A 20,732-nucleotide genomic window follows, 5' to 3' on the forward strand; every position below is an offset into this window, starting at 1 on the left:
AGCGCTGCGATGATCGGGTTGGGCTCGGATACGGCCGCGCTGCCAGGCACGCGGCTGACGCCGATGTCGTTAGTGTGTTGCGCGATCGCTGCGGGCACTGCGTTATTGCAGGCAGCGATGCCCAACCTGCTCGCGTCATCGGGCATCGCATGCAACGGTCCATGCACATCCGCGTGGTCTTCGGACATTGCGCTCGACAGGTACCCACAAAAAACCCCGCAGCAGTGCGGGGTTTTTTGTGTGACGCATTCGCAGGGAATCAGGCTTCCGGCGGTGCCCACTGCTTGAGGAATTCGAACAGCTTCTTGCGATCGAAACCCTCGCCCTTGCGCAGCTCCGGGCTGGTCTGGGTGGTCAACAGCTTGCCGTCGTTGTCCAGCACCAGCAGCGACGGATAGTCGTTGAGTTGGGCAAACTGCGACAGGAACGCGGCGTTTTCGTTGGCCGCATCGCGATTGACCTTGACCACCACAAAGTGGGCATCGCGGAAGCTGCGCAGCTCGGCATCGCCGCCCATCAGCTCGTCCAGCGTCTTGCACGGCTCGCAGGCGGCGTTGCCCACGTTGAGCACGATGCGCTTGCCGCCGCGCTTGGCCTCGACCTTGGCCGTTTCCAGATCGGCGGCCGGATCGCGCGATGGGTCGTACTGCGCATTGAGCGCGGCCGCCGCCGCGATGTCGGCCGCGGTGGGCGTGTTGCCCGAGGACACCGGCTGGCTGGGGTCGGCACTGGGTGGCTTCTGCATCGACGTATCCAGCGGCCGTGGCGCTTCCTGTTGCTCGGCATGCTGCCCGCAGGCGCTTAACAGACCGGCCAGCAGCAGGCCACAGACAATGGGTTTGATCGGCATCGCTTTTCTCCTCACTTCACACCATGCATCAGTTTGTTGATCAGCGGCGCGATCAGGAACAGCAGCGCGCCGGCGCCCACCAGCGCCCAGAACCCGAAGGTATACCCGCCCAGCGCCGACGACACGCTCATGCCTTCGCTTCCGCTGACATGGCCGGCAAAGATACCCGAGAGGTTGTTACCGATGCCGGTGGACAAAAACCAGCCACCCATGCCGAAACCGACCAGGCGCACTGGTGCCAGCTTGGTCACCATCGACAAACCGATCGGCGACAGGCACAGCTCACCCACCGACTGGATGACGTAGACCATGAACAGGGTCCAGAACGGGATCTTGCCGGCATCGTTGACCAGGCTGGACAACGCAAACATCAGCAGCAGGAAGGCCAGGCCGTTGAACAGCAGGCCCAGGCCGAACTTGCGCGGAATCGACGGATTGAAGCGGCCGGACTTGACCCAGATCCACGCGATGACCGGCGCCAGCGCAATGATGGCGATCGAGTTGACCGACTGGAACCACGCCGTCGGGAAGGTCCACGCGCCGAAGTTGCGGTTGACGATGTTGTCGGCCAGGAAGGTGAACGAGCTGCCGGCCTGTTCGAAGAACATCCAGAACAGCACGTTGAAGGCGAAGACGATCAGCATCGCGATCACCTTGTCGCGCTGCACCTTGCCCTCGCGGATGCCTTCGACCAGCAGCATCACCGACAGGCCGATAAACAGCACCGTCAGCACGATCTGCAGCACATCGGCGCCGACGGCCAGCAAGAAGTACACCACCGGAATCGCCAGCACGCAGCCGGCCAGCACCATCAGTACGCGGCCGATGCCCTGCGCGTCTGGTGCGGGTGCACCAATGCCCTTGAGCTGCGCGCGGCCGATCCAGAACCACACCAGGCTGATCAACATGCCCACGCCGGACGCCATGAACACCATTTTGTAAGCCGGCATGGCCTCGGTGCCGAACACCTTTTCGGCCAGCAGCTGGGTCAACACCGGCGAGATCATCGCGCCCAGGTTGATGCCCATGTAAAAAATGGTGAAGCCGCTGTCGCGACGCGGATCGGCCACCGAATACAGCTTGCCGACCATGGTGGAGATATTCGGCTTGAACAGCCCGTTGCCGACCACCACGGTCGCCAGGCCGATCTCGAACATGGTGTGGTCGGGGATGGCGATCAGGAACAGGCCGGTCGCCATCACCGCAGCGCCGACCAGGATCGAGCGCTGGTAACCGAGCACACGGTCGGCCACATAACCGCCGAAGATCGCCGCTGCATACACCAGCGCCAGATACGCGCCGTAGGTGCGCCCCGCCGGCGCCTGGCCGGTGGCATCGCCGCCAAAGAACTGCGCCACGATGTACAGCACCAGCGCCCAGCGAATGCCGTAGAACGCAAAGCGTTCCCAGAACTCGGTCATGAACAGCATCCACAGCGGCCGGGGGTGGCCAAGCAGTGTGGGGAACTCGGGAGGCGCAGGCGGCTGCGGCGGGGTGGAAGCGGATGTCGGCGCAGTTGCGTCAACGCTCATGTGGTGTCCCTTGCGTATTCAGTAATGGCTGGGTGCCCCAGGGCGGAACCCTGGGCGACGCGCGAGGATCACTTAGACGTCATGTACGCGTCAAATTCGCCGGAGTCGGCGGCGTGATGGGGATGGGTGGAGTGGCCGGGTGTTGTTGGGTTTGCTGCGTATCCTCCGCCAGCGTGCGCGACACCATTTCCACATCTGTGATGTTCTTTTGGCGGCCCTTTGGGTGATCAGTGGGTTGGTCGGTAAGGCGACCAAGGCGCTGCCGGTCAGCGGTAACCAACGCCCGCATCTCCCACCGCCGCATGCCCGCGTCCCCTTCTCCCGCCGGGAGAAGGTGCCCGTAGGGCGGATGAGGGTGCGATGTCGCTGGGTGGTGCCGATCGCCGAAAATAAGAGCATCAGCAAGCGGCTGATCCCGGGGATGAGGCCCGTACCCGTACCCGTACCCTCACCCCAACCCCTCTCCCGACGGGAGAGGGGCTTCAAGCGACTGCTTTCCCGAGTAAGTGCTCTCCCGAGTTTCAGCGCGCGCGCCCCTGCGTTGCTAAGCTTTTTGCCTCGCTCAGCGCTTCCCAGCGTCCGCATCACCCACCGGCGCCCGGCTTTCCACACCCACCGAGGTGCGGACGTCGAACAGTTCCGGGAAGAACGTCAGCGCCAGCGCCTGCTGCAAAAATCCCACGCCGCTGGAGCCGCCAGTGCCGCGCTTGAAGCCGATCACCCGCATCACCGTGCGCATGTGGCGGAAGCGCCAGAGCTGGAACTGGGTTTCCACATCCACCAGGTCCTCGCACAGCGCATATTCGCGCCAGTAGCGGTCGGTGTTTTCGTAGATGCGCTCGAACACCGGGCGCAGGGCGTCGTCCGCCACATGCGCGGCGGTCCAGTCGCGGGTTTGGTACTGCTGCGGAATCGCATGGCCGAAGCGGGCCAGATAACGCAGGAATTCTTCGTACAGACTGGGCGCTTCGAGCACTTCGCGCAGGCGCTCCTGGCCCTGCCGGTCGTACGCGAACACCTGCAGCATCTGCGGGTTTTTGTTGCCCAGCAGAAACTCGATATAGCGGTATTGCAGCGACTGGAACCCTGACGAGGGGCCGAGCACATCGCGAAATCCCATGTATTCGCTGGGCGTCAGCGTCTCCAGCACCGACCATTGCTCGGTGAGCTGGCGCAGCACCTGCTTGCTGCGCGCCAGCACCTTGCGGCACTGCCAGACCTCGTCGCGCTGCAGATGCACGATGGCCGCGCGCAACTCGTGCGCCAGCAGCTTCAACCAGAGCTCGGAGGTCTGGTGCTGGATGATGAACAGCATCTCGTCGTGGTGCGCCGGCTCGGATAGCGGCTGCTGCGCGGACAACAGCTGATCCAGCCGCAGATAGCCGCCGTAGGTCAGCCGCCCCTCCAGATCGGTGTGGATGCCGGGTTCCAGGTCACGCAGGTTCTTGTCGACGGGCATGGCAGTGCTGATGGATCGGGCCGGTCAGGGTAGCTCAGCGGTGGGGAGTGGGGAGTGGGGAGTGGGAATCGGGAATCGGGAATCGGGAATCGGGTCAGGGTCAGCGGTTGGCTTTGCTGTTGCGGGTTGAGAGTGGAATGCGCGTCGCCGCCGAGGTGGAACCGGACAACCGCGCGTGCTGTCGAGGTCGAAGGCGATTCGAAGCGTCGGGCCAGTGAGGCCGCGTCCCTGGCGACCGGGATGGATGAAAGTTGATAGTGGAATGCGCGTCGCCGCCGAGGTGGAACCGGAAAGCCGCGCGTGCAGTCGAGGTCGACGGCGATTCGAGGCGTCGGGCCATCGAGGCCGCGTCCCTGCTGACCGGGATGGATGAAAGTTGATAGTGGAATGCACGTCGCCGCCGAGGTGGAACCGGAAAACCGCGCGTGCAGTCGAGGTCGACGGTGACTCGAGGCGTCGGGCCAGCGAGGCCGTGTCCCTGGCGACCGGGATGGATGAAAGTTGATCGTGGAATGCGCGTCGCCGCCGAGGTGGAACCGGACAACCGCGCGTGCTGTCGAGGTCGAAGGCGATTCGAAGCCTCGGGCCAGAGAGGCCGCGTCCCTGGCGACCGGGATGGATGAAAGTTGATCGTGGAATGCGCGTCGCCGCCGAGGTGGAACTGAAAATCCGCGCGTGCAGTCGAGGTCGACGGTGATTCGAGGCGTCGGGCCAGTGAGCCCGCGTCCCTGCAGACCGGGATGGATGAAAGTTGATAGTTGAATGCACGTCGCCGCCGAGGTGGAACCGGAAAGCCGCGCGTGCTGTCGAGGTCGACGGCGATTCGAGGCATCGGGCCAGTGAGGCCGCGTCCCTGCTGACCGGGATGGATGAAAGTTGATAGTGGAATGCGCGTCGCCGCCGAGGTGGAACCGGAAAACCGCGCGTGCAGTCGAGTTCGACGGTGATTCGAGGCGTCGGGCCAGTGAGGCCGCGTCCCTGGCGACAGGGGTAGATGAAACGGGCGTCCGTTGCTTGCAAGCATCTCGGTGCGACTCGGCGCAGATGGCTGCGGCCTTTTGTTGCGCCCGGTTCGGGGATGGGCGGGCACAGTCCGAGTTGCCTGGTTGCCTGGTTGCCTGGTTGCTTGGTTGCTTGGTCGCCAGGCTGCTTGCAGCGCTGGAGAACCGTGCACGGGCCAGCCGGTGCCTGCACCGGATGCCGCGCGACCCGGCGACACATCAAACGCCACACGTCCAGGCGTGTTCGACGCCGGCACTTATTTCGCTTCTGAACCACCCGGCCAGCCGCCAGTGCAGTCTCAGCCAGTGCACCGCTGTCACAGTATCGTCAACCAAGGTCTGCAAATTCATGCAGAATCGAACGGCGCTGCCGGCCAGGGACGTGGCCGGACCAGGGGAGCGTTTCACGTCTCAAGGATCAGGGGACTCTCATCTCATGCATGTGTTGCAGCGTCGTGCAGCCGTATTTCTCTGTGCGCTGGCAGTTGCCGGCCACGCCCATGCCCAGGTCGTCATCAGCCAGGTCTATGGCGGTGGCGGCAATAGCGGCGCCACCCTCCGCAGCGATTTCATCGAGCTGCACAACATCGGCAGTACCACGGTCAGCCTCGACGGCTGGTCGGTGCAGTACGCCTCGGCCGCCGGCAGCAGCTGGCAGGCCACCCCGTTGGCAGGCAGCGTGCCGGCCGGCGGGTATTACCTGGTCAAGCAGGCCGATGGCAGCGGCGGCAGCGTAGCGCTGCCGCCGCCCGATGCCACCGGCACCCTGGCCCTGAGCGGTACCGCCGGCAAGGTAGCGCTGAGCACCACCGCGTCGGCACTGAGCGGCGCCTGCCCCACCGGCAACGCCGATCTGGTCGGCTATGGCAGCAATGCCAGCTGCGCCGAAGGCAATGCGCCCACGCCGGCCCCCAGCAACACGCTGGCGGTGCTGCGCGGTGGCGATGGCTGCACCGATACCGACAACAACGCGGCCGATTTCGCTACCAGCGCGCCCACGCCGCGCAATAGCGCCAGCGCTGCGCGCCTGTGCAGCGGCGGCGGCCAGCCGATCGCCACGCTGGCCGATGTCAGCCAGGCCGAAGGCAATAGCGGCAGCCGCAGCGTCGTATTCACGCTGAGCCTAAGCCAGCCGGCCGGTGCGGGCGGGGTGAGCTTCACCGCCGCCACGCGCGATGGCACCGCCACCGCCGGCAGCGACTACATCGCCCTGCCCGCGACCACCGTGCGCATTGCCGCAGGCGACCGCACGGCTACCATTTCGGTGGATGTGCTCGGCGACACCCTCTCTGAGCCGGACGAGCGCTTCAGCCTGCAGATCAGCGGCCTGACTGGCGCGTTGCCGGCCACGCTCAGTGCCACTGGCACCATCGTCAACGACGACTTCAATCTGTTGCCGATCCACAGTATCCAGGGCAAGAGCACACGCTCGCCGCTGGACGGCCAGGTGGTGGCCACCTCCGGCATCGTGACCGCACGCCGCAGCGCCGGTTTCTTCCTGCAGGCACCGGATACCGAGGGCGACGCCGACCCGGCCACCTCCGAAGGCGTCTACGTCTATACCGGCAGTGCCCCGCCGGAAGCGGCCGCCATCGGCAACCGGGTGCGCGTGCAGGGCACGGTGATCGAATACGTGCCCACCGCCGACCCGACCCAGCCGCCACTGACCGAAATCGGCGGCAGCGTCACCGTGCTGGCCGATTCCACCGGCAACCCGCTGCCGTCGCCGGTGCTGTTGCGTGCGGACTTCCCCAACCCCAACGGCGCCTTCGATCAGCTCGAAGCGCTGGAAGGCATGCGCGTGACCGCGCCCAGCCTCACCGTCAATGCGCCCACCGGCGGCAGCGTCAACGAGACCAACGCCACGGCCACCAGCAATGGCGTGTTCCATGCGGTGGTCACCGGCGTGCCGCGCGCCTTCCGCGAACCCGGCGTGCAAATGCCCGACCCGCTGCCGGCCGCCGCGCCTGTCGGCGTGCCGCGCTGGAACACCAATCCGGAAGTGATCGCCGTCGGCAGTGCCGGCGTCGGCGCCGAGCGGCTGGATCTGGCCGCTGGCTGCCAGGTGCTCAATGTGGTCGGCCCTCTGGATTACAGCTTCCGCCGCTACACGCTGTACCCCGAGCGCACCCCGCAGGTGAGCTGCAACGATGCGGATAAACCGCGTCCGGCACCGATGCCGCAGGCCGACGATGTGTCCGTGGCCACCTACAACATGGAACGTTTCTTCGACGACCAGAACGACCCGGCCATCGGCGAACCGGTGCTCACCCCGGCCGCGTTCCAGGCGCGCCTCAACAAGGCTTCGCTGGCGATCCGCCGTTATCTGCATCTGCCCGACATCCTGGGTACGGTGGAAGTGGAAAACCTCAGCGTGTTGCAGGCATTGGCGGCACGCATCAATGCCGATACGGCAGGCTCCGGCCAACCGAATCCGCAATACGTGGCCTACCTGCAGGAAGGCAACGACGTCGGCGGCATCGACGTCGGCTTCCTGGTCAAGACCGCCGACGTTGCCGCCGGCGTGCCACGCGTGGAAGTGCTTTCCATCGCGCAGGAAGGCAAAACCACCACCTGGACGGAGCCGGCCGGCGCTGTCAGCCTGCTCAACGACCGCCCGCCGCTGGTGCTCACGGCCAACGTGCATCAGGCCGACGGCCGCGTGCTGCCGCTGTCCGCCATCGTGGTGCATCAGCGCTCGCTCAATGGCGCCGAGACCGACGACGCAGCCGGCACCCGCATCCGCGCCAAGCGCCAGGCCCAGGCCGACTATCTGGCGCGCCTGCTGCAGACGCGTCAGCAACTCAATCCGGCGGAAAACGTGCTGGTGATGGGCGACTTCAACGCCTTCGAGTTCAACGACGGCTATGTGGATGCGATGGGCACCGTCACCGGCAAACCGGCGCCGGATGTGCAGACCGTGGTGGGCGGCGATGGCGTGGATCTGGTCGACCCGGACTACACCGATCTGACCTGGTTCAACACGCCCGACCAGAGCTACTCGTACGCCTTCGATGGCAACGTGCAGTCACTGGATCACATCCTGGCCAACGCGGCGCTGATGCGCGCACCCAACATCGCCTCGCTGTCGGTGGGCCATGCCCGCATCAATGCCGATTTCCCCGGCACCGCGCGCAACGATGCCAACACGCCAACACGTCTTTCGGATCACGATCCCACCGTGGTGCTGTTGCGCATGACCAAGCAGGTGAACGCGGACTTGCGAGTGGCTGTCACCGCCGCGCGCGACCAGGTGGTCGAAGGCGAGCGCATCGACTACACCGTCGATGTCGAGAACCGTGGGCCGGATCGTGCACCGTTCACCGCGCTGGCGTTGGTGTTCGACCTGCCGGCACGGGCGCGTCTCACTGCCCCGACAGGCTGGATCTGCCAGAACCAGACCAACGCCACGCAGACCACGTTCACCTGCAATATCCCCCTGCTTGCGGCGGGATCTGCGCAGAGCTTTGCAGTGCAGCTGGATGCCAGCCCGGACCTGGCCGGACGCACCCTCACCCTGGCCGCCTCGGTGGCCTCGCAATCGCCCGACCCGCAGCCGGACAACAACACCGACACCGCGGCCGTCGTGGTGCAGGCACGGCCGAAGCCGCGTAGCGACCTTGCGGTGCGCTTCGATGGCCCGGCCAGTCTGCCGACCACCGCGTTCAACGCCAGCTACCGCGTGCTGCTGGACAACGTCGGTGCCGCGCCGGCGCAGCGTCCCGGTCTGGTGATCGAAGGCAATACGGTGTCTGCGTTGTCGCAGCTGGTCCCGCCGCAAGGCTGGCGCTGCGACAAGCAGGTGCAATCGCTGCGCAGTGCCCGCTTCGTGTGCAGCAGTGCGGCAGTGGTGCTGCCGGGCGCGCAGCTGGCCTTCCAGCTGACCGTGGCGGCCAAGCCGATCCCGGCCGACGGCGCCGTGCGGGTGCAGGCAAGTGCCACGTCGGCATCGCCGGATGCCAACCCGGCCAACGATTCGGCGCTGATCGTCACCCCGATCGGAGGAGGCGCCGGCCGCCGCTGATCGCAGTGCACCACGTCGCAGTTTCTTACTGCGACAAAGGGCGCGGCCTGGTCCGCGCCCTTTTTTTTGTGCATGCCAGCATCATTATGTGTTGCGGTGCAGGACAGCGTTTTGCTTCGCCGTCCTTAACATGGCAACTCATATCATTTGAAACTTCTTGATGAAGGTGTCGCCGCAATGAGCGTAGCCGCGCAGTTCCAGATCGACTATCTGCAATACATGGACGCGGACGGCAACTTCGTCCGCGACGACCTGCCGGCCGACGCCGCCAACCCGCAAACCCTGCTCGCCCTGTTCAAGCGCATGCTGTTCGTGCGCACCTTCGACAGCAAGTCGGTGGCCCTGCAGCGCACCGGCAAGCTCGGCACCTACGCCGCTAGCTTGGGCCACGAGGCCACGCATGTGGGCATCGGTGCATCGATGCGCAGCGGCGACGTGTTTGCGCCCAGCTACCGCGAGTACGGCACCATGTTCGAGCGCGGCGTACGTCCGCGCGATGTGCTGCTGTACTGGGGCGGCGACGAGCGCGGCAGCGATTATCCGCGCGATGCCGATGCGGCCATCGACTTCCCGATCTGCGTGCCGATTTCCACCCAGTGCCTGCATGCGGCCGGCTCGGCGCTGTCGTTCAAACTGCAGAACAAGCCGCAGGTGGCGGTAGCCTGCTGCGGCGATGGCGGCAGCTCCAAGACCGACTTCTATGCCGCACTCAATTCGGCCGGCGCCTACAAGCTGCCGCTGATCCTGTGCGTGATCAACAACGGCTGGGCGATCTCGGTGCCGCGTTCGGCGCAGACCGGTGCGCAGACGCTGGCGCAAAAGGGCTTGGCCGGCGGCCTGCATTGCCTGCAGGTGGACGGCAACGATCTGATCGCGGTGCTCGAAGCGATGCGTCAGGCGCGCGTGCGTGCGCTGGCCGGCGACGGCGGCACGGTGATCGAGTTCATGACCTATCGCCTCACCGACCACACCACCGCCGACGATGCGCGCCGCTATCGCGGCGAAGACGAGGTCAAACAGGCCTGGACGCGCGAACCGCTGCTGCGTCTGCGGACCTATCTCACCGCGCAAGGTCTGTGGGACCAGGCGCAGGAAGACGCGTGGAAGACCGAATGCGGCGCGCGTATCGACGAAGAGGTCAACGCCTATCTCAATACCCCGGTGCAGCCGGTGGAAGCCATGTTCGATTACCTCTATGGCGACCCGCCGGCGCAGTTGCTGGCGCAGCGCGCCGAAGTGATGGCCCTGGAGGCGCGTCATGGATGAGCTCAAGCAGGTGCATGCGGAAACCTCGCACCACGCCAGTGCCCCCTACAACGCCGCAGCCACGCGCGGAGACAGTGCCATGAGTTCGCCCATCACCTTGATCGAAGCCATCACCCAGGCGCTGGCCTGGGAGCTGGAGCACGACCCCGCAGTGCTGGTGCTGGGCGAGGACGTGGGCGTCAACGGCGGCGTGTTCCGCGCCACCGCCGGCCTGCAGCAGCGCTTCGGCAGCGAGCGCGTGCTCGATACCCCGCTGGATGAAACCACCATCGCCGGCCTCAGCGTCGGCCTGGCCGCACAAGGCATGAAGCCAGTGGCCGAAGCGCAGTTCGACGGCTTCGTGTATCCCATGGTCGATCACCTGATCTGCCACGCCGCACGCCTGCGCAACCGCACCCGTGGCCGCCTGCATTGCCCGATGGTGCTGCGCGTGCCGTGGGGCGGCGGCATCCGTGCGCCGGAACATCACAGCGAAGCCAACGAAGCCATCTTCACCAACGTGCCCGGTTTGCGCGTGGTGCTGCCGTCCTCGCCGCAGCGCGCGTACGGCCTGTTGCTGGCCGCGATCCGCGACCCGGATCCGGTGATCTACATGGAGCCCAAGCGCATCTATCGGCAGTACAAGGAAGTGGTCGCCAACGATGGCGAAGCCTTGCCGCTGGATGTGTGCTTCGTGCTGCGCGACGGCACCGACGTCACCCTGGTCACCTGGGGCGCGCAGGTCAAAGAAGCGCTGGAAGCGGCCGACAAACTCGCTGGCGAAGGCATCAGCGCCGAAGTCATCGACGTGGCCACGCTACGCCCGCTGGACTTCGACACCATTGCCGAATCGGTGGCCAAGACCGGCCGCTGCGTGATCGTGCAGGAGGCGCCGCGCACCGCCGGCTTCGGTGCCGAGATCGCCGCACAGCTCGCCGAAAAATCGATGTACGACCTGCTTGCGCCGGTTGAACGCGTCACCGGTTACGACACGCATATTCCGCTGTTCCGGCTGGAAATGAAGTATCTGCCGAGCGTGGAGCGCATCGTCACGGCAGCGCGCCGTGCGGTGGCTGCCGGCTGACATGCGCGCCCGTCTGCTCTGCGATCACCGCGCCAGAGTCGCCAATCCGATCCGCTTCCGTGCCGGCCAGCAGGTCGGCATCGGCGTACGCGATGAAGAATGGCCGGCGTTTGCCTGGGTCAACACTGGCGAAGGCCATGCCGGCTGGGCGCCGGTGGCGTGGCTGCGCCCGCTGGGCGATGGCCGGGCCGAAGCCTTGCGCGATTACGACGCACGCGAACTCGATGCCCGCCAGGGCGAGGACGTGTTGCTGCACTACGAACACGGTGGTTGGTGGTGGTCCGAGCGTGCCGATGGCGCGCAGGGCTGGCTGCCGGCAGCCGACCTGGAACTCCTCGACGACACCACGCCGCAGCTGTCTGCGGTGCAAGAGAATCTGCCATGAGCGAAAGCAAGAATTTTCATCTGCCCGATCTGGGCGAAGGCCTGCCCGATGCCACCATCGTCGAGTGGTTCGTCAAGGAGGGCGACACGGTGCGCCTGGACGACCCGCTGGTGTCGATGGAAACCGCCAAGGCGGTGGTCGAGGTGCCGTCGCCGTTTTCCGGCACCGTGGTCAAGCTGGCCGGTGCGGCCGGCGATGTGATCGTGACCGGCTCCATGCTGGCGCAGTTCGCACTGGATGCCTCGCAGCCGCAACGCGCCGATGGCCAGGACACCGGTCACGGGCATGGTCACGGCGGCAGCGCGCAGGCGGCCACGCCGAGCACCGGACAGAGCGCGGCGGGCCCCACCGAACGCGTGGTCGCCTCCGACAACGGTGGCGAAATTGCCGATGCCGACGCAAATGCAGCTTCCGATGCAGCAGGCGAGCGCGATGACGCAGGTACCGTGGTTGGTGCGATGCAGAGCTCCAACACCGTGCAAAGCGAACAGGCCATTGCAGTCGGCGGCGTCCGCGCCATGCCGGTGGTGCGCGCGCTCGCGCGCAAGCTGCGCGTGGATCTGACGCAGGTCCGCGCCACCGGCCCGGACGGCACGGTGACGCTGGCCGACGTGAAGCAGGCTGCCGCGGCCGGGACCGCGCAGCCCTCACCCGGTGCGCAGGGCGCGCCGACCTCTCCCGCCAGCGGGAGAGGGGCTTCGTTCGCTGGTGGTTCGATCGCTGAAGGCGGCAGAGCCAATGGGATCGCTGACCAAGGCAGCGATCGACCGGCAACGGCGACCCTTCTCCCGTCTGCGGGAGAAGGTGCCCGCAGGGCGGATGAGGGCCAGCACCGCTCCGCACTCTCCACCAGCGGCAAACCCATGCGCACCCAGCCGCCAGGCGTGGTCGCCAAGGGCCAGCCCGAACAGCTCAAGGGCGTGCGGCGCAACATGGCGCGCGTGATGGCCGATGCGCACAGCAAGGTGGTGCCGACCACGCTCAACGACGACGCCGACCTGCACGCCTGGCAGCCCGGCAACGATGTCACCGTGCGTCTGGTGCGCGCCATCGTGCGTGCCTGCCAGGCCGTGCCCGCGCTCAACGCCTGGTTCGACGGCGATGCGCTTAGCCGCACCCTGCACAACCAAGTCGATATCGGCATTGCGGTGGATACCGAAGAAGGCCTGTTCGTGCCGGCGCTGCGCAATGCCGACATGCTGGATGCGTACGGCATCCGCGAAGGCGTCAACCGGCTGCGCCAGCAGGTGGAAACCCGCAGCATCGCCGCCTCCGAATTGAGCGGTTACACCATCTCGCTGTCCAACTTCGGCATGTTCGCCGGCCGCTACGCCACTCCGGTGGTGGTGCCGCCGTGTGTGGCCATCGTCGCTGCCGGCCGCGCGCGCTACCAGCTCACCCCGGTGATGGGCGGAGTGGAAACGCACAAGGTGATGCCGCTGTCGCTGACCTTCGATCACCGCGCCGCCACCGGCGGTGAGGCCGCACGCTTCCTGCGCGCCATGCTGGACGATCTGGCACTGGCGCAGTAATCGCCCTGGCCCATCCACCGGCGGCGTTGCGCCTGCAACGCTGCCGGTGAAGCGAAAGCCGCAATGGGCACGCGATGGCTGCACAGCACACAAAGCCGCCCGAGATGGGCGGCTTTTTTGTGAGCATGCAGGTGGACTGACGCCATCATGTTGGGGCAATGTCCGCATCAACGTGACGAGGGCTTACAGCGTTGCAGTGAGCTGTATGCAACGCGATTTTGTGCACGGCGCTTCCGAGCGCACCGCGTGCAGTGTCTTCGGGTCACGCGGGTTGGTTCGCGGATCGGCCGCGACGCCGATCGCGCGCCCAGTCCAATGCGCAGCCCGCAGCGCGCACGCGCCATCGCCAATCCTGGATAATCGGCGGCATGTCATTTGCCCATCTCTCGCTGTCGCCGCAGCTGCAGCCGTTCTTCGATACCGCGCTGAGCAAGGCCGGTCATCGCACGCCCACGCCGATCCAGCAGCAGGCGATCCCGCCGATGCTGGCCGGGCGCGACCTGATTGCGATGGCACAGACCGGCTCGGGCAAGACGCTGGCCTATGCGTTGCCGCTGCTGCAGCAGCGCTGCCTGGCCCCGGACACCGCGCCGCGCGTGCTCGGTGCGCTGGTACTGGTGCCCACGCGCGAACTCGCCGCACAGGTGGACGACACGCTACGTCAGCTGGCCGCGCATCTGCCGCGCCGCTTGAAGACGGTGGTCGCCACCGGCGGCAGTTCGATCAACCCGCAGCTATTGGCGCTGCGCGGCGGTGCCGACATCGTGGTGGCCACGCCCGGCCGGTTGCTGGATCTGGTCGATCACAACGCGCTGCGCCTGGGCGAGGTGGCCACGCTGGTGCTGGACGAGGCCGACCGCCTGCTGGAGCTGGGCTTCGGCGCCGAGCTTGATCGCATCCTGGCGTTGCTGCCGGCGCAACGGCAGAGCGTGCTGTTTTCTGCCACCTACCCGCCGGCCATCGCCGCGCTGGCCAAACGCCGGCTGCGCGACCCGCTGCGCATCACCATCGAAGCCACGCCCGAGCAGGCCCCGGCGATCGAACAGCGCGCCATCGCGGTGGATGCCGGCCAACGCACGCAACTGCTGCGGCACCTACTGACCGAGCACGGCTGGTCGCATGTGCTGGTGTTCGTGGCCAGCCGCCACACCGCCGACAAGGTCGCCGAAAAACTCACCAAGACCGGCATCAACGCCCAGCCGCTGCACGGCGAATTGAGTCAGGGCCGCCGCGAGCGCACCTTGCAAGCATTCAAACAGCACGAGGTACAGGTGCTGGTGGCCACCGATCTGGCCGGGCGCGGCATCGATATCGACGCCTTGCCGGCAGTGCTCAACTACGACTTGCCCCGCTCCACCGTGGACTACACCCACCGCATCGGCCGCACTGCGCGCGCCGGCGCCAGTGGCCTGGCGATCAGCTTCATCACTGCCGACAACGCGCAGCAATGGCGCCTGATCGAAAAACGTCAGGGCCTGCGCGTACCGACCAGCGTGGTCGAAGGCTTCGAGCCGACCCCGGCCGATGCAGCTGCCGGCAACGTGCACGGCACAACGGTGCGTGCACCGGATGACAACGGCGGCATCAAGGGCAAGCGGCCCAGCAAGAAGGACAAACTACGCGCCGCGTCGCAGGCGCAGTCCGACAAGCCAGGCTGAGAGCGGCCGACAGGCCGCAGCGAGCAGTTGTCACCGGATGTGCGTGGCCACTCCACTGGCTAATAGTGGCTAATAAACGTAGCGAGCAGTCGTCAGCTGGGTGTGGACGGCGCGCTCGAAACCCTCGTATACGAGTCCGATTCCGAGCACCGGCCGCGCACGCCTGGCGGTGAGCACAGTCGTTTTGTTAGCCGCTCTCAGCGCGAGCGGCAGATGCCGCTACTTATCGCCAGCAGGCGAGGCCATCGTCCGTCAGCCAGCCGAAAGCGCTTGCTGGAGCACTGCAACCGTCGTGTGAGCCATGCCACTGGCATCCGGAAGACGAGACGCGCAATCCATTCGGTCCGACGCCGGTCATAACGCGACAGGGATCGGTCGTCCCGCAGCGGTGCGCCGCCACGGGAGGAGAGCGAAGACATCAGTCCTGCTCGAAATCCAGCTCGCCACCGGCCAGCGCATCGCCATCGGCACGCGGAACGCGCTTGCCCGGCTTGCGCAGGATTTCCACAAAGAACTGGTCGCCGCCTTCGCCGGTCAGCGCATTAATCGCACGGATCAACTCGGCCGGCGGCAGCGGCGCGGCGCTGGCCTCGTCCACCCCGAAGCGCATGTCGAAGTCCCAGTAGTCCGCGCCTTCGGGCAGGTCCTTGCGGCGCTCGCGGCGGATGTATTTGCGGATATCGTTCTTGCTGGCTTCCAGCAGACGGTCGCGGTTCTTGCCTTCGAGGTTGAGCTGGTAGGTCTTGCGCATGGGGACATCGTTCCGGAACTGGCCGTCTATTGTGAGGCCACGCGGGCGTTGTGGGTGAATCGGCGGCTGTCCGGGCGGGATTCGGGCCTGCACTGCGACCGAAGCCAGGAACCTCCTCCCAACGCGTACCGGTCCTGGCCTTCGGGCGGAAGCTCGGCCAATCCGTTGAGACACCGCGCCGCTGCAACGCTGCAATGGAAGTGGAGTGGGAATCGAGCGAGCGACACTGCCACGCGATCTCTGCGACGGGGCTCTGGTCACCGTCGCAGACCCACCTCATGCGTCCTTGGTAGGCGTCGGTGCGCCGCTGTTCTCCGGGCGGATCTTGAACCAGATCGAATACATCGCCGGCAGGAACACCAAGGTCAGGATGGTGCCGGCCAGGGTGCCGCCGATCAGCGTGTACGCCAGCGTGCCCCAGAACACCGAATGGGTCAGCGGGATGAAGGCCAGAATCGCGGCCAGTGCGGTCAGGATCACCGGGCGCGCACGTTGCACGGTGGCTTCCACCAGCGCGTGGAACGGGTCCAGCCCTTCGGCTTCGTTGTGATGGATCTGCCCGATCAGGATCAGCGTGTTGCGCATCAGGATGCCCGACAACGCGATCAACCCCACCAACGCATTGATGCCGAATGGTTGCTGGAACACGATCAACGTCGGCACCACACCGATCAAGCCGAGCGGGCTGGTCAGAAACACCATCACCATCGCCGAGATCGAACGCACCTGCAGGATGATGATCAGCAAGGTGGCGGCCAGCATGATCGGGAACAGCGGCAGCATCGCGGCGGTGGCCTTGCCGGATTCTTCGATGGAACCGGCTTCGATGATGCGATAGCCGCTCGGTAGCTTTTCGATGATTGGCTGCAACTGTTTGGTGATCGCGGCCGAGACATCCGGCGGCTGCAACTTGTCGTCGACGTCGCCGCCGACGGTGATCGTCGGCACGCGATCGCGGCGGCGCATGATCGGCTCTTCCATGCGCACATCCACCTTGCCCACCTGCGACAGCGGCACGCGCTGGCCGTTGGCGCCTGCCAGGGTGAAATCGGCAATGCGTGCGGGATCAAAGCGCGTGTCGCCGGCCGAACGGGCCACCACCTGCACGCTGCGGATATCCTCGCGCACCAGCGTGATCGGCACGCCACTGAGCAGGAACTGCAACTGTTGCGCGACGGCGGTGGAGGTCAGCCCCACTGCCTGCAGACGGTCCTGGTCCAGACTGAAATGCAGCGTAGGTGTGCGCGTGCCCCAGTCGCTGTTGACGGTCCGCAGCATCGGGCTGTCCTGCATGACCTGCTTGACCTGCGCGGCGATGCCACGCAGCACCTGCGGGTCGGCACCGCTGACCCGGTAGGCCACCGGAAATTGCGAGTACGGGCCGAAAGTGAGTTGGGTCACGCGCACACGCGCTTCCGGCGCCAGCCCTTCTGCGACGGCCTGACGTAAGCGCAGCTTCAATGCATCGCGTTGTTGCTGGTCGTCGGTGCGGATCACGATCTTGGCGAAGGACGGGTCCGGCAGTTCAGGGCCCATCGCCAGGTAGAAGCGCGGCGCGCCCTGGCCGATGTACGCGGTGACAATCTTCGCCTCGTCCTGCTTGGCCAGCCAGGCTTCCACTTTGGCCGCCGCGGCGCTGGTCTGGTTGATCGAGGTGCCGTACGGCAGCTGCACTTCGACCAGCACTTCTGGGCGATCGGAGATCGGGAAGAACTGCTTCTTGACGATGCCCATGCCCAGGATCGCCACCACGAACAGCCCCACCACCGCGCCGGCCACCAGCCACTTGCGCGCAATCACGCGTGACAGCGCGGCACGGAAGCGGTTGTAGCGCGGTGTGTCGTACATCGCGGCGTGGCCGCCTTCGACCTTCTTCAGGTCCGGCAGCATCTTGACGCCCAGGTAAGGCGTAAACACCACCGCCACCACCCACGACACGATCAACGCGATGCCCACGATCCAGAACATGTTGCTGGTGTATTCGCCGGCGGTGGAGGCAGCAAACCCGTTGGGCATGAAGCCGACCGCGGTCACCAGGGTGCCGGACAACATCGGCGCGGCGGTGTGGCTCCACGCATACGCCGAGGCGGCGACGCGGCTATAGCCTTCCTCCATTTTCACCACCATCATTTCGATCGCGATGATGGCGTCGTCCACCAACAACCCCAGCGCCAGGATCAACGAGCCCAGCGTGATGCGGTCGAAGTTCTTGCCGGTGGCCAGCATCACCACGAACACCGCAGCCAGCGTCAGCGGCACCGCTGCCGCCACCACGATACCCACGCGCCAGCCCATGCTGACGAAGCACACCAGCATCACCACCAGCAGCGCGACAAAGAACTTGGTCATGAATTCGCCCACCGACGCGTCGATGTTGACCGCCTGGTCGGTGACCTTGCTCAGGCGCATGCCCAGGGGCAATTCGGTATTGATTGCGCTCACTTCGCTGTCCAGCGATTTACCCAGATCCAGGCCGTTCCAGCCGTCGCGCATGATGATGCCGAGCAGCAACGCTTGCTCGCCGCCGCTGCGGATGATGAAGGTGGACGGATCTTCGTAACCGCGTTTGACCGTGGCGATATCCGACAGCTTCAGGGTGCGGCCCTGCACCACCAACGGGGTATCGCGAATCTTCTGCAGGTTATCCAGCGCGCCATCCAGGCGGATGAACACCTGCGGGCCGCGCGTTTCCACCGAGCCGGCCGCATTCAACGCGTTCTGGGTGTTGAGCGCGGCAAACACGTCCTGCGGGCTGACGCCCAAGGTGGCCAGACGCTCGTGCGAGAACTCGACAAAGATACGTTCGGGCTGCTCGCCGATGATGTTGACCTTCTTGACGCCCGGCACATGCAGGATGCGCTGGCGCAGCGTTTCCGCATCGCGTGCAAGCAACCGTTGCGGCTCGCCCTTTGCCTTGAGCGCGAACAGCGCAAAGGTGACGTCGGCATATTCGTCGTTGATCATCGGCCCGATCACCCCGGCCGGCAGATTGCCCACTTCATCGCCGGCTTTCTTGCGCGCCTGATAGAACTGCTCCTGCACCTGGCCGGGCGGTGTGCTGTCCAGCAAGGTCAAGGTGGTGAATGCAAGACCGGGGCGGGTGTAGGTTTCGGTGCGGTCGTACCAGCGCAGTTCCTGCATGCGCTTTTCGAGTTTTTCGGCAACCTGGTCCTGCATTTCCTGCGGCGTGGCGCCGGGCCAGGCGGTGATGATCGTCATCACCTTGACGGTGAATGCCGGGTCTTCCGCACGACCGAGTTTGAGAAACGCGACCAGGCCGGCCAGCGAAATCAGCACGAGCAGAAACAGCGTGATCGAGCGCTCGCGGACGGCTAGCGCAGAGAGATTGAATCGGCCCTCGCTCACGGCTGCGCTCCTGCCGCGGTGGCGGTCTTGGACGCAGTCGTTGCGGTGGTGCCGGCGGCGTTGGCGCCGGCAATGCGTACCTGCTCGCCTTCGCGCAACAGGTGCGCGCCCAGCGCCACGATGCGCTCGCCACGTGCCAGCGTGCCGGCGACGTTGGCGTGGTCGTCGTCCAGCCCCAGCACCGTCACCGGCCGCCAACTCAACTTGGCCGGTTGACCGGCAATCACCCACACGCCCGGCCCCTTTCCGGCATCGAACACCGCGGCCAGCGGCACCTGCAGGCCGGTTTGTGTGCCGGTGGCCGCGCCATCGGCAATGCGGATGCTGACCGTGGTGCCCAACGGCGCCTGCGCAAGCGCGCCGTCGAGCACGTAACGCGCCTCGAAGGTGCGGGTGAGCCGGTCGGCGCTTTCGGACAGCTGACGCAAGGTGGCGGGAACGCTCACGGCGGCATTGCCGAACAAGGTGGCCTGCGCGACGGAACCGACCTGCGGGCGCAGCGTTTCCGGCAACTGGATCACCGCTTCGCGGGGGCCGGCATGCGCCAGGCGCACCACCGGCTGCCCGGCGGCGACCACCTGGCCGGGCTCGACCAGCGTCTCCATCACCACGCCGTCGGCATCGGCCAGCAGATCGGTGTAGCGGTTGGCGTTGCGTGCCACATCGGCCTGGGCCTGGGCGGCGCTCAGCTGCGCCTTGGCGGCGTCGGCGGCGGCCTTGATCTGGTCGTACGCAGAAGCTGAGATGGCGCCGGTGCCGCGCAGATCGCGGTAACGCGCTTCATCGTCGGCGGTCTGCTGGGCACGGGCCCTGGCGGCGGCCACCGCGTCCTGCTGCGCCTTTGCAGCCAGTTGCAGGTCGATCGGGTCGATCCGCAGCAGCGGTTGCCCGCGCTTGACGCGCTGGCCGGCATCGACAAGCCGCTCGGACACCTTGCCGGCAACCCGAAAGCCCAGATCGCTCTGGACCCGGGCCGCGACGGTGCCGGAGAAACTGCGCGCCGCGCTGCTGGCGTCGGCCACCGTGGCCGCCCGGACCAGCGGCGTGGCGGTGCGTGGATCGGGCTGCGCCTTGCCACCGCACGCAATCAGTGCCAGCGGCAGGACACACAGGACGGTAGAGGTAACAAGGCGGCGCCGAAGCATGGGAATCCCGAAGCAAGCTGATGAAGGCTCGCATCCTGGGACTTGTGACTATTTCAGTCAATAGTCACAACCAAATTTATGGAGCCAGGCTCCTGAGCACCAGCGCCGACAGCAGCGCCGGCACCTCGCTAACGTGCTCCAGGCTGTGTTGCAGCAGCACCGGGCTGATATACGGCCGCATCACCAGATAGACCGCCTGCACCATCTCGTCCAATGGCGTCTTGCGCTCGAAATCCCCGTTCTGCCGCCCCTGCAACAGGATCTCCTGCAGCAGCGCCTGGACATGCGTTTCATAGGCGATCACCGGCGGCCAGCGCTCGGTCGCCGCGGAGGTGGCAATCTCATACAACTTACGATCGCGCGAGTACAACCGCAGGCTGGCCTCGATAATCACCTTGAAAAGACTGCGTAATTTCTCCGGCGGCGACGCAGCGGCAGCCACCGCCGCCAGCACTTCGGTCTCGATCTCGCGCAGGCAGTGGCCGCAGATCATCTCGCCGATGGCCTGCTTGGACTCGAAGAACTTGTAGATATACGCCTTGGAAAAACCAACGGCCTTGGCCAGGTCGGACACGGCGGTCTTCTCGTAGCCATAGCGGCTGAAATGCTCGGTGGCGGCGATCACGATCTGGTCGCGCACCTCGTGATCGGCCGGACCGCGGCCCGAAACGGGGTAACTGGATGCTTTGCTCATGTCGAC

At 66.0% G+C, this 20,732-nt stretch carries 13 protein-coding genes; 6 read left to right on the forward strand and 7 right to left on the reverse strand.

Annotated elements, in window-relative coordinates; genetic code table 11:
- Positions 1 to 259: 259 nt before the first annotated feature.
- The 3 genes from ASF90_RS17800 to ASF90_RS17810 form a co-directional block, all read right to left on the reverse strand.
- Positions 260 to 850 carry a thioredoxin family protein gene (locus tag ASF90_RS17800; RefSeq protein ID WP_055853288.1) on the reverse strand — a complete coding sequence of 197 codons (591 nt, stop codon included), beginning with the start codon at positions 848 to 850 and terminating at the stop codon, positions 260 to 262.
- Positions 851 to 861: 11 nt separating this feature from the next.
- Entirely contained in the window at positions 862 to 2,382 is a 1,521-nt protein-coding gene (locus ASF90_RS17805) for an oligopeptide:H+ symporter (protein WP_055853290.1), read from the reverse strand.
- 562 nt (positions 2,383 to 2,944) lie between these two features.
- On the reverse strand, positions 2,945 to 3,841 hold the full coding sequence (locus ASF90_RS17810) for a tryptophan 2,3-dioxygenase family protein (RefSeq protein WP_055853292.1): 897 nt from the start codon (positions 3,839 to 3,841) through the stop codon (positions 2,945 to 2,947).
- A gap of 1,437 nt (positions 3,842 to 5,278) precedes the next feature.
- Here ASF90_RS17810 and ASF90_RS17815 point away from each other — a divergent pair.
- The 6 genes from ASF90_RS17815 (at position 5,279) to ASF90_RS17840 (ending at position 14,770) form a co-directional block, all read left to right on the forward strand.
- The gene (locus ASF90_RS17815; protein ID WP_055853293.1) at positions 5,279 to 8,866 is read left to right on the forward strand and encodes a lamin tail domain-containing protein; all 3,588 of its coding nucleotides are present in this window, start codon (positions 5,279 to 5,281) and stop codon (positions 8,864 to 8,866) included.
- 177 nt (positions 8,867 to 9,043) lie between these two features.
- Positions 9,044 to 10,132 (forward strand): pyruvate dehydrogenase (acetyl-transferring) E1 component subunit alpha, encoded by a 1,089-nt coding sequence (gene pdhA / locus ASF90_RS17820; RefSeq protein WP_055853295.1) that lies wholly within the window; start codon positions 9,044 to 9,046, stop codon positions 10,130 to 10,132.
- On the forward strand, positions 10,125 to 11,195 hold the full coding sequence (locus ASF90_RS17825; RefSeq protein WP_055853297.1) for an alpha-ketoacid dehydrogenase subunit beta: 1,071 nt from the start codon (positions 10,125 to 10,127) through the stop codon (positions 11,193 to 11,195). Before pdhA ends, ASF90_RS17825 begins: the two co-directional genes overlap by 8 nt.
- Position 11,196: 1 nt before the next feature.
- A complete protein-coding gene (locus ASF90_RS17830; protein WP_055853298.1) occupies positions 11,197 to 11,580 on the forward strand; it encodes an SH3 domain-containing protein in 384 nt (127 codons plus the stop codon).
- Positions 11,577 to 13,112 carry a dihydrolipoamide acetyltransferase family protein gene (locus ASF90_RS17835; RefSeq protein WP_055853301.1) on the forward strand — a complete coding sequence of 512 codons (1,536 nt, stop codon included), beginning with the start codon at positions 11,577 to 11,579 and terminating at the stop codon, positions 13,110 to 13,112. The genes ASF90_RS17830 and ASF90_RS17835 overlap by 4 nt, the downstream gene beginning before the upstream one ends.
- 368 nt (positions 13,113 to 13,480) lie before the next feature.
- The gene (locus ASF90_RS17840) at positions 13,481 to 14,770 is read left to right on the forward strand and encodes a DEAD/DEAH box helicase (RefSeq protein ID WP_055853303.1); all 1,290 of its coding nucleotides are present in this window, start codon (positions 13,481 to 13,483) and stop codon (positions 14,768 to 14,770) included.
- 418 nt (positions 14,771 to 15,188) lie between these two features.
- Here ASF90_RS17840 and ASF90_RS17845 read toward each other — a convergent pair whose 3' ends face one another.
- The 4 genes from ASF90_RS17845 to ASF90_RS17860 all read right to left on the reverse strand — a co-directional run bounded on the left by ASF90_RS17845 (position 15,189) and on the right by ASF90_RS17860 (position 20,726).
- A complete protein-coding gene (locus ASF90_RS17845; RefSeq protein WP_055853305.1) occupies positions 15,189 to 15,521 on the reverse strand; it encodes a DUF6172 family protein in 333 nt (110 codons plus the stop codon).
- A gap of 276 nt (positions 15,522 to 15,797) precedes the next feature.
- Positions 15,798 to 18,887 carry an efflux RND transporter permease subunit gene (locus tag ASF90_RS17850; protein WP_055853307.1) on the reverse strand — a complete coding sequence of 1,030 codons (3,090 nt, stop codon included), beginning with the start codon at positions 18,885 to 18,887 and terminating at the stop codon, positions 15,798 to 15,800.
- A complete protein-coding gene (locus ASF90_RS17855) occupies positions 18,884 to 20,032 on the reverse strand; it encodes an efflux RND transporter periplasmic adaptor subunit (protein WP_055853309.1) in 1,149 nt (382 codons plus the stop codon). Before ASF90_RS17855 ends, ASF90_RS17850 begins: the two co-directional genes overlap by 4 nt.
- 76 nt (positions 20,033 to 20,108) lie before the next feature.
- Positions 20,109 to 20,726, reverse strand: coding sequence for a TetR/AcrR family transcriptional regulator (locus ASF90_RS17860; protein WP_055853310.1), 618 nt, complete (start codon positions 20,724 to 20,726; stop codon positions 20,109 to 20,111).
- Positions 20,727 to 20,732 lie beyond the last annotated feature (6 nt).

It is taken from the genome of Xanthomonas sp. Leaf148 (assembly GCF_001423585.1).
Taxonomy (GTDB): Bacteria; Pseudomonadota; Gammaproteobacteria; order Xanthomonadales; family Xanthomonadaceae; genus Xanthomonas.